Source organism: Isoptericola sp. NPDC056578, assembly GCF_042793275.1.
Classification (GTDB): domain Bacteria; phylum Actinomycetota; class Actinomycetes; order Actinomycetales; family Cellulomonadaceae; genus Isoptericola.
Genome location: NZ_JBHTVC010000001.1, coordinates 1 through 13,171 on the forward strand (window position 1 = coordinate 1; position 13,171 = coordinate 13,171).

Genomic DNA, 13,171 nt, shown 5'->3' on the forward strand with positions numbered 1-13,171 from the left:
GCCGCACCTGCGGCCGGGCCCGTCGTTCGTCTCGTCGTCGCCCCGGACGTCAGCCGTAGGTGTCGCGGGGGCCGGGGCCGCGTACCGACCGCCGTCCACGGCGGAATCCCGGCCCGGCAGGCCCGAGCACGGTGACCTGCTCGACCACGCCCTCGCCGACCTCTTCCTCGAGCCGGCGGAGCAGCGTCGGCACCAGCAGTCGCACCTGTGTGGCCCAGGCGGTCGAGTCGGCGCGCACGACGAGCACCTTCTGCTCGAAGGTCTCCGGCTGGCAGTGGTCGGCGACCTGGGCGCCCACCACCTCCCGCCAGCGCCCGATCACGCCGCCCACGGAGACGTCCGCCGTCCACCCCTTGTCACGCATGAGTCGCCCCAGCACCTCCGACAGGAGCTGGGGATCGCGGGCGCCCGGCCCCTGCCCGGACAGGCGCGGCTCCGCGAGGGGGGAGCGTCGCGCCGGCGAGCCCGGCCGGAGTCCCTTGGCCCGCGCCGCCGCCTTCGCGCGGTTGAGGGCCTCCCGCGCGACCGCCGAAGGCGGCGTCAGCTCGGTGCGGTCCTTGACCGGTCGCGGGTCCTCGCCGGACGACGTGCCGCCCGCGTCGTCGCCGTCGTCGGGGAGGTCGCCCACGACGCTCTCGCCGTCGTCACTCCGCACGACGCACCTGGCCGGGCGTGACCTCGAACCGCGCACCGAGCAGTCCCGGCGGGACGTCGTCGGGCACTGCGGCGGTCACGAGCACCTGACGTGCCGGCGCGACGAGCTCCGCCAGCCGTTCCCGACGTCGCACGTCCAGCTCGGCGAAGACATCGTCCAGGATCAGCACGGGATCCGCGTCCGTGTCGAGGTCGGGGTCCCAGAACGCGGCGTCCGGCACGTGCTCCGGCTCGTCGCCGCCGCCGAGCAGCCGGTACGACGCGATCCGTAGCGCCAGCGCGAACGACCACGACTCCCCGTGGCTCGCGTACCCCTTGGCCGGCAGCCCGCCGAGGGTGAGGACCAGGTCGTCGCGGTGCGGCCCGACGAGGCTGACGCCGCGCTCCAGCTCCTGGCTCCGCGCCTCCGCCATCGCCTCGAGGATCGCCTTCTCCAGGTCCTCCGCGGCGCGAGTCGTCCCGTCCGCCGTCCCCGAGACGCTGGAGCGGTACGCGAGCTCGGCATCCCCGTCGGCGTCGCTGACCTGCGCGTACGCGGCCGCGACGTGCGGCCGCAGAGCCTCCACCAGCGCCAGCCTCATGGCGAGGATCTGCCCGCCGAGCTGCGCGGCCCGTGCGTCCCAGACCTCGAGCGTGCTCGTGTCCACAGGTCCGGCACCAGACCGGCGTGCACCGCGCAGCGACTTCAGCAGCGCGGACCGCTGGCGCACCACGCGCTCGTAGTCGCCCAGCAGGCCCGCCGCCCGGGGGAGGAGCTGCACCACCAGCTGGTCGAGGAACCGGCGCCGACCGTCGGGGTCGCCCTTGACGAGCGCCAGGTCCTCCGGTGCGAAGAGCACCGTGCGCAGGATGCCGAGCACATCGCGGGCCCGGCCGAGCTGGCCGCGGTTCACGCGCGCGCGGTTCGCCTTGCCCGCGGTGATCTCCAGCTCGACGGTCGATGCCCGATCCCCGCGCACGATCCGGGTCCGGACCACGGCCCGCTCCGCGCCGGCCCGGATGAGGGGGGTGTCGTTCGCGACCCGGTGGCTACCGAGTGTCGCGACATAGCCGATCGCCTCGACGAGGTTGGTCTTGCCCTGGCCGTTGCGCCCGACGAACGCATTGGGGCCGGGTTCGAGCTCGACGTCCGCTGCGGCGTACGAGCGGAAGTCGAGGAGGGAGAGGTGGGAGACGTACATCTAACCTGCTCGGCGGCCTGGCACCGCCGGCCTCACTGCGCGGGCTTGACCGCGTGCCCACCGAACTGCTGGCGCAGCGCGGCCACGGCCTTCATCGCCGGGGACTCGTCTTGCCGAGACGTGAAGCGGGCGAACAGCGCCGCGGAGATCACGGGAAGGGGCACGGCATTGTCGATGGCCTCGTCGACGGTCCAGCGGCCCTCGCCCGAGTCGTCGACCCAGTCGTCGATCGCTGCCAGCGCCGGGTCCTCCTCGAGCGCCTTGACCATGAGGTCGAGCAGCCACGACCGCACGACCGTGCCGCGCATCCACGCCTTCATCGTGCCGTGCACGTCCGTGACGATGTCCTTGGCCGCGAGGAGCTCGTAGCCCTCGGCGTAGCTCTGCATGAGGCCGTACTCGATGCCGTTGTGCACCATCTTCGCGAAGTGCCCCGCGCCCACCTCACCAGCGTGCACGAAGCCCTCCTCGCGCGGCCCCTCGGGGCGCAGCGCGTCGAAGACCGGCATGAGTGCCTCGACGTGCGCGCGGTCTCCGCCGCACATCAGGCCGTACCCGTTCTCCAGGCCCCACACGCCGCCGGAGACGCCGACGTCGACGTACCCGATGCCGCGCTCCGCCAGCTCCGCCGCGCGGGCCTGGTCCTCCGGGTAGTGCGAGTTGCCACCCTCGACGACGACGTCGCCCTCGCCCAGCAGCGTGCCGAGCTCCTGCACGACGCCGCGCGTCGGGTCGCCGGCCGGCACCATCACCCACACGACGCGACGGTCCGCGGGCAGGGCGGCCACGAGGTCCGCGAGCGACGCGACGTCGGACACCTCGGGCCGCGGGTCGTACCCGGTGACCTCGATGCCGCCGCGGCGCAGCCGCTCGCGCATGTTGTTGCCCATCTTGCCCAGACCGACGAGTCCGATGTGGCTGACCATGGGTACCTCCGGGGACGGTGCGGGGCGAACGGGCAGGACGGCGCTCAGCCGGCGAAGCGGATCGGCACGAGCAGGTAGCGGTAGTCCGACGAGTCCTCGCCGTCGAGCGACTCCTGGCCGGTGAACTCCACCGGCTTGTTCGGGTGCGTGAACGAGAGCCGGACGAAGTCGGTGCCGAGCGCGCCCAGACCGTCCAGCAGGAACTGCGGGTTGAACGCGACCTGGATGTCCTCGCCGACCAGCACCGCCTCGAGCGCCTCGGACGCCTGCGCGTCGTCGCCCTGACCGGCGTCGAGCACGACCTGACCGTCCGTGAACGACAGCCGGATCGGCGTGTTGCGCTCCGCGACCAGGGACACGCGCTTGGCGGCCTCGATCAGCGGCGCCGTGGCGACGACGGCATGGATCGGCGTCGCGTCCGGGAACAGCCGCCGCACGGGCGGGTAGTCGCCGTCGACGAGCTGCGACGTCGTGTGGCGGCCACCCGCCTCGAACCCGATGAGGTCGACGCCCTGTCCGGTGGACAGGCCGACGTTCACGAGGCCCCCGCCCCCGCCGAGCGACTTCGCGACGTCGGTCAGGGTGCGTGCGCGCACGAGCGCGACGGCCGAGTAGCCAGGCGTGGCAGGCGTCCAGGTGAGCTCGCGCAGGGCGAGCCGGTACCGGTCGGTGGCGATGAGGGTGATGCGTTCGCCCTCGATCTCCATGCGCACGCCGGTGAGCAGGGGGAGCGTGTCGTCGCGGCTCGCGGCCACGCTGACCTGCGCGACGGCGTGCGTGAGCGCGTCGCCGGTCACGGTGCCGCTGAGCTCGGGCATCTGCGGCAGCGCCGGGTAGTCCTCCACCGGCATCGTCAGCAGCGTGAAGCGCGAGGCACCGCACGTCAGGACGACCTTGGTGCCCTCGAGCGTGACGTCCACGGGCTTGTTGGGCAGAGCGCGGGAGATCTCGGCCAGCAGCCGGCCGGAGACGAGCACCGTGCCGGGCTCGGAGACCTCTGCCGGGATCTCCGCCCGCGCCGACACCTCGTAGTCGAAGCTGGACAGCCAGATGGTGCCGGCCGTGTCGACCTCGATGCGGACGCCCGCGAGCACCGGTGCCGGCGGGCGCGTGGGGAGCGTGCGCGCCGTCCAGGTCACGGCCTCGGCCAGGACGTCACGCTCAACCCGGAACTTCATCCCACTCCTCGCGTTGTCGACCCTTGTCGATCGAAGCGGACGTGCGGGCGTGGGGTCGGTGGCCCAGGACCGGCCCGGACCGTCGACGTGACCCGACCTGCCTCGTCGTCCGAGCCAAACCCTACGCGAGACAGGGGCTCTTCGGCACGTGATCCTCAGGCCGAGGCGGGCCTCGCCCTGGATCGACGAGCCGGCCTGATGAAGGTGTGTGGAATTTCTTCTTGATCAATCGTTCGTCATCGTCATCGGGGTTGTGGAATCTGGGGATGACCGTTGTTTGCGCAGGTCAGCGCACTGGTCGGGGTGTGGAGGCCGTGGGGGCGCAGCTGTGGACAACACCTTGGGCCTGTGGGCGACGGAATCTGTACCCACAGCCGTCCACCGATCGGGGCGTCGTCGTCCACGGATCCGAGGCTGTCGTCCACACACATCCACAAGTTTGTCCACAGGTGTGAATCTCTCTGCGGCGTGCGCGCCGGTCGTTGTCCACGATTTTGCTCCACAGGCCTGGGGACAGATGGCGCGCAACGGGCTGTTTCCGGGCATTCCCCTGTGGGTGGGCATGTGGAGAGACGCCGACGGGCCCGGATCCACAGCCCTGTGGAGAGCGTGGTCGGGCCCGTGAGGCGTCCGTCGAGCGGCGAGACGTCAGCCGCGGTGCTGCTGCTTGATGCGGCTCGTGAGCTCGGTCACCTGGTTGTAGGTGGAGCGGCGCTCGGCCATCTGGCCCGCGATCTTCTTGTTCGCATGCATCACGGTGGTGTGGTCGCGGCCGCCGAACTGCTGGCCGATCTTGGGCAACGACAGGTCCGTGAGCTCGCGGCACAGGTACATGGCGATCTGTCGGGCCGTGACGAGCACGCGCGAGCGGGAAGAGCCGCACAGGTCGTCGATCGTGAGGCCGAAGTACGCGGCCGTCTGCGCGATCACCATCGACGGGGTGATCTCCTGCGTGTCGTCGTCGGTGATGAGGTCCTTGAGGACGATCTCCGCGAGGGCGAGGTCGACGGCCTGCCGGTTGAGGTTCGCGAAGGCTGTGACGCGGATGAGCGCGCCCTCGAGCTCGCGGATGTTCGTCGAGATGCGCGAGCCGATGTAGCTCAGCACCTCGGCGGGGACGTCGAGCCGCTCGCTCGCGGCCTTCTTGCGCAGGATGGCGATGCGGGTCTCGAGGTCCGGCGGCTGCACGTCCGTGATGAGGCCCCACTCGAAGCGCGACCGCAGCCGGTCCTCGAAGCCGTTCAGCTGCTTGGGCGGGACGTCGGAGGTGATCACCACCTGCTTGTCCGCGTTGTGGAGCGCGTTGAACGTGTGGAAGAACTCCTCCATCGTCTGTTCCTTGCCCTCGAGGAACTGGATGTCGTCGATGAGGAGGACGTCGACGTCGCGGTAGCGGCGCTGGAAGGCCCCTGCGCGCCCCTCGCCGATGCTGTTGATGAAGTCGTTCGTGAACTCCTCGGAGTTCACGTAGCGCACGCGCACATGGGGATAGAGGTTGTGGGCGTAGTGGCCGATGGCATGGAGCAGGTGCGTCTTGCCGAGCCCGGAGTCCCCGTAGATGAACAGCGGGTTGTAGGCCTTGGCGGGCGCCTCGGCCACCGCGACGGCGGCAGCGTGGGCGAACCGGTTGGACGAACCGATGACGAAGGTCTCGAAGATGTACTTCGGGTTGAGCCGCGTCGGCTCGGCCGACTGCTTGGGACTCGGCGGCAGCGGAGGCGCCTCCGGCTCGTCGGGGACACCCGGCTCCGGGGGAGCGGTGTAGTCCTGCGACGGCCCTGTGAGGGTGTCGCTGCTCAGCTCGGGATCCACCGTGATGCCGAAGCGGATGTCGCGTCCGAGCGTGGAGGCCATCGCCGAGACGAGCTGGTCGCGAACGCTGGTCTCGAGGTAGGCGCGGGTCTGCTCGTGCGGCACCGCGATGAACACGGTGTCCTCCAGGATCGCCATCGGCTTCGCGAGCTTGATGAACGCGAGCTGCCGGGCGGTCATGTCCGGCCGTGCCTCGAGGGTGGCGAGCGTGTGTGCCCAGACGTCGGTGATGTTCTCGTCCGGCTGGGCCACGGGCGTCGTCCTTCGGGTCGTTCGGGATGGTCAGCGAGGTCGCGAGTCTGCCACGCCAGATCTCCGTCCACAGTGTTGTCCACATGCTGTGGAACCTGTGGACAAGGCTGTGGACGATGAACGTACCGGGCGGCCGGCGCGACGTCGCGCCGAGGTGCGTGAGGTCCTCCACATCGTAGCCACCGGCCGGTGTGGGTCGCCCCTGGGCGGGTTTGACCTGAGGGGTCTCCTCGGCGTAACGTCAGACAGCCGTTCCAGGTCCTTTCGCGCGCCCTTATCCGGGCTGCCGGTCCTCGGGTCGGCCCGGTCGGTGCTTCCACGTCTCGTACGCGAGGCCTGACCTGCGACAAGACCTGCATCGTCGAGGAAATGACGGTGTGCCTCCCCGACGTTTCTTGGAGTACCTCGTGAGCAAGCGGACCTTCCAGCCGAACAACCGCCGTCGTGCCAAGACCCACGGCTTCCGGCTGCGCATGCGCACCCGTGCCGGCCGCGCCATCCTGGCGAACCGTCGGCGCAAGGGTCGCGCCGAGCTCTCTGCCTGACGGATGCTGCCCGCGGCGCACCGACTGCGCCGTTCCGTCGACTTCGAACGGACGGTGCGCCGCGGCACGCGTGCAGGTCGATCGACCGTGGTGGTGCATCTCCTTGTCGACCCCGACGCCGGCCCTGAGGCCGGCGTCGGTGCTGTCGCGGGCCATGCACCGTCACAGGTCGGTCTTGTCGTATCCAAGGCCGTGGGGAACGCCGTGCACCGCAACCAGGTGAAACGCCGTCTGCGGCACATCGCGGCGGCGCACCTCCCCGCGCTCCCCGCCGGAGCCCGGCTGGTGGTTCGCGCACTGCCGGCCTCGAGCGGCGCCACGTACGCCGAGCTGGACAGCGACCTCACGAGCAGCCTCGACCGCGCCGTCGCGCGCGCACGGAGGACGACGTGACCGCCTCGACGCTCGACCGCGGGCGGAACGTGCTGCGGAACCTCCCGGCCACCGTCCTCATCGGCGTCCTGCGCGTCTACCAGTCGGTGATCTCCCCGCTGACTGGGCCCACCTGCAAGTACTACCCGTCGTGCTCCCAGTACGCGATCATCGCGATCCGTACGCACGGCACGCTACGGGGAACCGGCCTCGCTCTGTGGCGGATCCTGCGGTGCAACCCGTGGAGCCTCGGCGGAGTCGACGACGTCCCACCGGCTCGTTCCCACCACGTCGATGTCGACGCGGCGGGTCACGAGCACCGCGGCGCAGCACACCACTGACCCTCCCGGACCGCGCCGCCGGGGACGCAGACTTTCCGACAGAGGAGACAATTCGGGATGTTCGACACCATCCTCTACCCCATCGAGTGGGTCGTGGCCTGGATCATGTACGGGGCTCATGCCCTGTTCACGACCCTCGGGATGCAGGACGGCCCTGGCTGGGCGTGGGTGTTCTCGATCGTCGCTCTGACGGTCGTCATCCGTATCGCGCTGATCCCCCTCTTCTTCAAGCAGATCAAGGCCTCGCGCGGGATGCAGATGATGCAGCCCGAGCTGCAGGCGGTGCAGAAGAAGTACAAGGGCAAGACGGATCCCGCGTCCCGTGAGGCCATGGGCCGCGAGACCATGGAGCTCTACCGCAAGCACGGCACCAACCCCATGGCGTCGTGCCTGCCGATCCTCCTGCAGTCCCCGATCTTCTTCGCGCTGTTCCGGGTGCTCAACAACCTGCAGGGCATCGCGGAGGGCACGCACAAGGCGATCGGCCCGATCGACCAGCGCATCGCCGGCGACATCGAGTCGTCGAGCCTCTTCGGGGCCCAGCTCTCCGACGTCTTCCGCACCACCGACTCGATGACGTCGCGCGTGGTCGTCATCTGCCTCATCGTCCTGATGAGCGCCACGATGTTCTTCACCCAGCGTCAGCTCACGATGAAGAACATGCCCAAGGCCGCCCTCGAGGGGCCGATGGCGAGCACGCAGAAGATGATGCTCTACATCCTCCCGGTGATCTTCCTGATCTCGGGCATCAACTTCCCCGTCGGTGTGCTGATCTACTGGGTCATCTCGAACCTCTGGTCGATGGGCCAGCAGTTCTACACGATCAAGAAGATGCCGGCTCCCGGCTCGGAGGCGGAGCGTCTCCTCAAGGAGAAGCAGGCGCGGAAGGCCGCGGCCAAGGGGGCCATCGAGGCGACTCCGGAGCCCGAGCCCGAGAAGCCCCGTGGGCAGCGCGAGCAGCCCAAGCGCAAGAACCGCCAGAAGCGCCGTTGAGCAGCGAGAGGAATCGAACACCGATGACGACGGACACGCCGGTGGAGCAGGGTCCCGACCGTACGAAGCGCCTCGAAGAGGAAGGCGAGATCGCGGCGGACTACCTTGAGGAACTCCTCGACATCGCCGACCTCGACGGGGACATCGACCTCGACATCCAGCACGACCGGGCCGCGGTCGAGATCGTGGCTGACGAGGACGAGGACCTGTCGGCTCTCGTCGGGCGTGACGGCGAGGTGCTCGAGGCGCTGCAGGAGCTCACCCGGCTCGCCGTGCAGGCGCGTACGGGGGAGCGGAGCCGGTTGATGCTCGACATCGCCGGGTTCCGCTCGGCGCGTCGGCAGGAGCTGACCGTCCTGGCCGAGGACGCGATCCGCCAGGTGCGCGAGTCTGGTCGTGAGGTCGAGCTCGACCCGCTCAACGCCTTCGAGCGCAAGGTCGTGCACGACGTCGTCGCGGCGGCGGGCCTGGTCAGTGATTCGCGAGGCGTGGAGCCGTCACGGTACGTGGTGGTCCAGCCGGCCTCGGAGCAGGACGCCGCGCCGGAGTCCTGAAAGACGTTTCGAGAGCCCGTTGTTTCACGTGAAACGACGGGCTCTCGGCATGTGGTGGCAGTGCAAGGGAGAGATCGTGAGCGACGAGACACAGGCCCCGACGGGCGACGATGACGCCGAGCTCGGTTGGAGCGACGCTGTGCGCGCGTACTTCGGGGACCGGTACGAGCTGGTGGCGCAGTACGCCGCGAGCCTGAGGGACGAGGGCGAGCTGCGCGGCCTGATCGGTCCACGAGAGGTCGCACGGCTGTGGGAGCGGCACATTCTGAACTCGGCTGCCGTTACTCCCTACCTCGGCGACACGCGTTCGGTGGCGGACATCGGTTCGGGCGCGGGTCTGCCGGGGATCGTGCTGGCGATCCAACGCCCGGACGTCGAGGTTCATCTCATCGAGCCGATGGAGCGTCGGACGGCGTGGTTGCAGGAGTGCGTCGAGAGCCTGGGCCTGGAGAACGTGCAGGTGAAGCGGGGTCGCGCGGAGGAGTACCACGGCGCCTTCGAGGTGGACGTCGTGACATCGCGCGCGGTGGCGGCTCTGAGCAAGCTCGCGCGGATGAGCCTTCCGCTCGTTCGGAAGGGCGGTGCGATGGTCGTGCTGAAGGGCCGCAACGTCGAGCGAGAGATCGAGCCGGCGCGCAAGGTGCTGCGGTCCTTCAAGACTGCTGAACCGGAGATCCTCGAGGGCCGCACGGTCGACAACGTCGAACCCACGACGATCCTCCGCGTGCGGCGCTCCTGACTGTCGTTGGTCCTCGGCCCGTGGACGTTCTGCCTGTCCACGGGCCGGAGTTTTGACCCGTCCGGACGTCGGTGAGGCCGTAGAGTGAGCGCGGAGCACCGGGCCGTGGCGTCGTACGTGCCGCGACTCGGGTGCAAGTCCCTGTGACGAACCGGAGGAGTGGCACGTGAGCACGAGTACGGAGCACGTCGACGACGTCCCGCAGAACGATGGGACCGCGACGGCTGATCCGCACGTTTCACGTGAAACCGCGCCCGCCCTGTCGTGGGCCCAGGGAGGACTTCCTCCTGTGATCGACGGTCATAGGGCGGCGCTCGTCGCCTCGGTTCCTGAGGCCGACGAGTCCACCCCCCTCGCAGCGCAGCTCGCCATCGACGCGCGGCGCCGGATTGAGCTGCAGGGTCGGCAGTTCCCCCGCCCCGCTCGTACCCGGATCATCACGGTGGCGAACCAGAAGGGTGGCGTCGGCAAGACCACGACGACGGTGAACATTGCCGCCGGCCTGGCCCAGTCGGGACTGAAGGTGCTGGTGATCGACAACGACCCGCAGGGGAACGCCTCCACGGCGCTCGGGCTGGAGCATCGTGCCGGGACGCCGTCGATCTACGAGGTACTCGTCGAGGATGAGCCACTCGCCAACACGGTCCAGGAGTGCCCGTCGGTTCCCGGTCTCTATGGGGTGCCGGCAACCATCGATCTCTCCGGGGCCGAGATCGAGCTCGTCTCTCTCGTTTCACGTGAAACACGTCTGCGGCGGGCGCTCGACGCGTACCTGTCCGAGCGGGAGGAGCGAGGCGAGGAGCAGATCGACTACGTGCTGGTGGACTGCCCCCCGAGCCTCGGCCTGCTCACGGTGAACGCGTTCGTCGTGGGGCGCGAAGTGCTAATCCCGATCCAGTGTGAGTACTACGCGCTCGAAGGGCTCAGCCAGCTCCTCAAGACGATCGAACTGATCAAGGCGCACCTGAACCCCGAGCTTCGTGTCTCGACGATCCTCCTCACGATGTATGACGGCCGGACGAACCTGGCACAACAGGTCGCGGCGGAGGTGCGCGAGCACTTCCCCGACCAGACGCTCAGAACGACCGTCCCGCGCTCGGTCCGCATCTCTGAGGCCCCGAGCCACGCGCAGACGGTCATGACCTACGATCCGGGCTCGACGGGATCCTTGGCCTACCTCGAGGCCGCCCGAGAGCTCGCCGAGCGCGCGCCGCAGCGCTCTGACCTGCGATGAAGCCGGGGTCTGCCGCGAACCCGTCGCTGGCGCGTGCGATGGTGAACGTGCTCGATGTCGCGGCCCGTGGTGGGGCTGGCGAAGGTTCCTCGTCGGTGCGGAGACGGGGCGGAAACTTCAGGACGAACAGGGGAGCGGGGAGCCGGATGGTTCAGGAGGCTGGAGCATGAGTCAGAAGAAGCGTGGCCTGGGGCGCGGGCTCGGCGCGCTGATCCCGTCCGGGCCCGAGGGCGACCGTCCCGTCGACGTCTTCTTCCCTGCGGGCGAGGGTCGCGACTCGACGGAGAGCGGCAGCACGGTCTCCACGGTCGGCGCGGACCGTCCTGCTGGCGAGAATGGCGAGGACGCAGGCCGTACTTCGCGGCGCTCCGCCTCGTGGGACTCCGCGATCGCGGGCGGTCGGCTGAGCATCCGAACGGGTGGCGAACCGCAGGCGAAGGGGCCCGGCGCCGGAGGTTCGGGCGCCCCTACCTCGGTTCTGACCGACGAGCCGGTCGCCCCGACGGGTGAAGGTGGGTCGGGCGCCGATCGTGTGGCGGAGGAGTCGCTGGGCGCTGACGGTCTGTCGCTGGGGCTGATCACGAGCATCGAGTTCCCGGACGTGGACGAGACACCTGACTCGTCGTCGGACCACGGGCCCTTGGATGGGGCGGGGAGTGCTCCGGAACAGCCTGCGACGGAGGACGCGTCAGGCGCGGACGATGAGCTCGCTGCCCCCGTTTCACGTGAAACGGAACTCAAGCCGGTTCCGGGGGCCCGGTTTGCAGAGATCTCCGTCGAGTCGATCCGTCCCAACACCTGGCAGCCGCGAACCGTCTTCGACGACGGCGACCTCGACGAACTGGTGGCTTCGATCTCGGAGATCGGTGTTCTTCAGCCGATCGTGGTGCGTCCTGACGCCTCCGACCCGGACCAGTACGAGCTCATCATGGGTGAGCGACGGTGGCGTGCGAGCCAGGCTGCAGGCCTCGACACGATCCCGGCGATCGTGCGTGAGACCGATGACAGTGACATGTTGCGGGACGCGCTCCTGGAGAACCTCCACCGCGCGGCGCTGAATCCACTGGAGGAGGCAGCCGCCTACCGCCAGTTGCTGGACGACTTCGGTTGCACCCACGAGGAGCTGGCGACGCGGATCGCGAGGTCTCGTCCGCAGATCTCGAACACTCTTCGTCTCCTGAAGCTGCCGCCCCTGGTCCAGCGCCGGGTCGCCGCGGGGGTTCTCTCGGCAGGTCATGCGCGCGCCCTTCTCTCGCTCAGCGATGGGGCAGAGATCGAGCGGCTCGCTCAGCGCATCGTCTCCGAGGGGCTCTCTGTGCGAGCCACGGAGGAGATCGTCACGCTCCTGACCAGCGGTAACACCGATGTGCCGGGCCGACGTGCACCGCGCGCGGGTCAGCGCAGCGAGGCGATGGACGAGCTCGCGACGCGACTGGCGGATCGGTTCGAGACCCGCGTCAAGGTGAGCATCGGGAAGACGAAGGGCCGCCTGACCGTGGAGTTCGCCTCGGTCGAGGATCTGAACAGGATCCTGGGAGTGATGGCGCCCGAGGACCCGGGCCTCCTGCGGTCGGGACCCGCCTGACAGTCGGCAGCAGCGGACGGGCATCGCTCCTCAGAAGGAGCGATGCCCGTTCTGCGTCGCGGAGAACGAGGGTCCGCGAACTCGTCGTCCACGGCCCAAGGGGGTAGGGGCCGAAAACCGGGGAGGCGCGCCCCGCGCGTGCGGAGCGTGTTCCTCGTTCGCGGTGATGGTGCGAGCGGGCCACGCCGTCATGTTTCACGTGAAACGCGGGCCAGGCAGAACCCACCGGCGGCCGTACGGTGTCGTGGCGGGGGAGGTGATCGTGGCGGCGCGTGTCCGGTGCTGGCCGGATCAGACGGTCCAGGTCGTGCCCCAGCATCCACGATGACCTGGGCGGAGTAAGCGCTGACGTCCGACGGTGTAGCGACGACGGTGCGCACCGTTCTCTGAAGCGAGCGGAGTCGATCGACGCGCGGTGGCGCGCGTCGATGCCAGGGGGTTCGGGGAGCTGACCTGCGTCGACATCCCGCACGCGGAGCGGGGTTCCGGTCTCGTTCCGGTAGGCACGCGTCCGCAGCGCAGCGATCTCCCGATTCCAAGGCTCGTGAGTGCGACCCAGGTGGCCGGAAGGGCTCCGGCGCTCCGGCGTACCAAGGGTCGGCATCGCATCGGAGTCCGAAGAGCGCCGCACGACCTGGCCGAACGCGCGCAGTCCCGGAACAGGCTCTCGAGGCGGAGCGGTCCATGGATCCATGGGTCCGTGGGGGAGTGCACGGGTGTCGGCCAGGCCGCTTCCTCGTGAGTGGCGGGACGAGGTTGGGCACACCCGGATGCCTTGGCGAGTGCGGAGGGGGCGGCGACCGCC

13 protein-coding genes are annotated in these 13,171 nt (G+C 69.5%); 8 read left to right on the forward strand and 5 right to left on the reverse strand.

Annotation, left to right across the window (positions count from 1 at the left end):
- Nucleotides 1–49 precede the first annotated feature (49 nt).
- The 5 genes from ACFQ80_RS00005 to dnaA form a co-directional block, all read right to left on the reverse strand.
- A complete protein-coding gene (locus tag ACFQ80_RS00005) occupies nucleotides 50–544 on the reverse strand; it encodes a DUF721 domain-containing protein (protein WP_430549500.1) in 495 nt (164 codons plus the stop codon).
- Nucleotides 545–644: 100 nt separating this feature from the next.
- The gene (gene recF, locus ACFQ80_RS00010) at nucleotides 645–1,835 is read right to left on the reverse strand and encodes a DNA replication/repair protein RecF (protein WP_430562084.1); all 1,191 of its coding nucleotides are present in this window, start codon (nucleotides 1,833–1,835) and stop codon (nucleotides 645–647) included.
- Between the two features lie 32 nt (nucleotides 1,836–1,867).
- The gene (gene gnd / locus ACFQ80_RS00015) at nucleotides 1,868–2,761 is read right to left on the reverse strand and encodes a phosphogluconate dehydrogenase (NAD(+)-dependent, decarboxylating) (RefSeq protein WP_430562085.1); all 894 of its coding nucleotides are present in this window, start codon (nucleotides 2,759–2,761) and stop codon (nucleotides 1,868–1,870) included.
- A gap of 44 nt (nucleotides 2,762–2,805) precedes the next feature.
- Entirely contained in the window at nucleotides 2,806–3,939 is a 1,134-nt protein-coding gene (gene dnaN / locus ACFQ80_RS00020; protein WP_430549419.1) for a DNA polymerase III subunit beta, read from the reverse strand.
- A 648-nt stretch (nucleotides 3,940–4,587) separates the two neighbouring features.
- Nucleotides 4,588–6,003 carry a chromosomal replication initiator protein DnaA gene (dnaA, locus tag ACFQ80_RS00025; protein WP_430549418.1) on the reverse strand — a complete coding sequence of 472 codons (1,416 nt, stop codon included), beginning with the start codon at nucleotides 6,001–6,003 and terminating at the stop codon, nucleotides 4,588–4,590.
- Nucleotides 6,004–6,410: 407 nt separating this feature from the next.
- Between dnaA and rpmH the strand changes: the two genes are divergently transcribed.
- From rpmH to ACFQ80_RS00065, 8 genes are all read left to right on the forward strand, one after another.
- Nucleotides 6,411–6,548, forward strand: a complete 138-nt coding sequence (gene rpmH / locus ACFQ80_RS00030) for a 50S ribosomal protein L34 (protein WP_013840089.1) — start codon at nucleotides 6,411–6,413, stop codon at nucleotides 6,546–6,548.
- Nucleotides 6,549–6,551: 3 nt separating this feature from the next.
- On the forward strand, nucleotides 6,552–6,941 hold the full coding sequence (gene rnpA, locus ACFQ80_RS00035) for a ribonuclease P protein component (RefSeq protein ID WP_430549417.1): 390 nt from the start codon (nucleotides 6,552–6,554) through the stop codon (nucleotides 6,939–6,941).
- On the forward strand, nucleotides 6,938–7,261 hold the full coding sequence (yidD, locus tag ACFQ80_RS00040) for a membrane protein insertion efficiency factor YidD (protein WP_430549416.1): 324 nt from the start codon (nucleotides 6,938–6,940) through the stop codon (nucleotides 7,259–7,261). The genes rnpA and yidD overlap by 4 nt, the downstream gene beginning before the upstream one ends.
- A 57-nt stretch (nucleotides 7,262–7,318) precedes the next feature.
- On the forward strand, nucleotides 7,319–8,254 hold the full coding sequence (yidC, locus tag ACFQ80_RS00045) for a membrane protein insertase YidC (RefSeq protein ID WP_430544843.1): 936 nt from the start codon (nucleotides 7,319–7,321) through the stop codon (nucleotides 8,252–8,254).
- 23 nt (nucleotides 8,255–8,277) lie between these two features.
- On the forward strand, nucleotides 8,278–8,808 hold the full coding sequence (locus ACFQ80_RS00050) for a protein jag (RefSeq protein ID WP_430562086.1): 531 nt from the start codon (nucleotides 8,278–8,280) through the stop codon (nucleotides 8,806–8,808).
- Nucleotides 8,809–8,884: 76 nt separating this feature from the next.
- Nucleotides 8,885–9,547, forward strand: coding sequence for a 16S rRNA (guanine(527)-N(7))-methyltransferase RsmG (gene rsmG, locus ACFQ80_RS00055; RefSeq protein WP_430562087.1), 663 nt, complete (start codon nucleotides 8,885–8,887; stop codon nucleotides 9,545–9,547).
- Nucleotides 9,548–9,713: 166 nt separating this feature from the next.
- Nucleotides 9,714–10,781 carry a ParA family protein gene (locus ACFQ80_RS00060; RefSeq protein ID WP_430562088.1) on the forward strand — a complete coding sequence of 356 codons (1,068 nt, stop codon included), beginning with the start codon at nucleotides 9,714–9,716 and terminating at the stop codon, nucleotides 10,779–10,781.
- Between the two features lie 166 nt (nucleotides 10,782–10,947).
- The gene (locus ACFQ80_RS00065; RefSeq protein WP_430562089.1) at nucleotides 10,948–12,366 is read left to right on the forward strand and encodes a ParB/RepB/Spo0J family partition protein; all 1,419 of its coding nucleotides are present in this window, start codon (nucleotides 10,948–10,950) and stop codon (nucleotides 12,364–12,366) included.
- Nucleotides 12,367–13,171 lie beyond the last annotated feature (805 nt).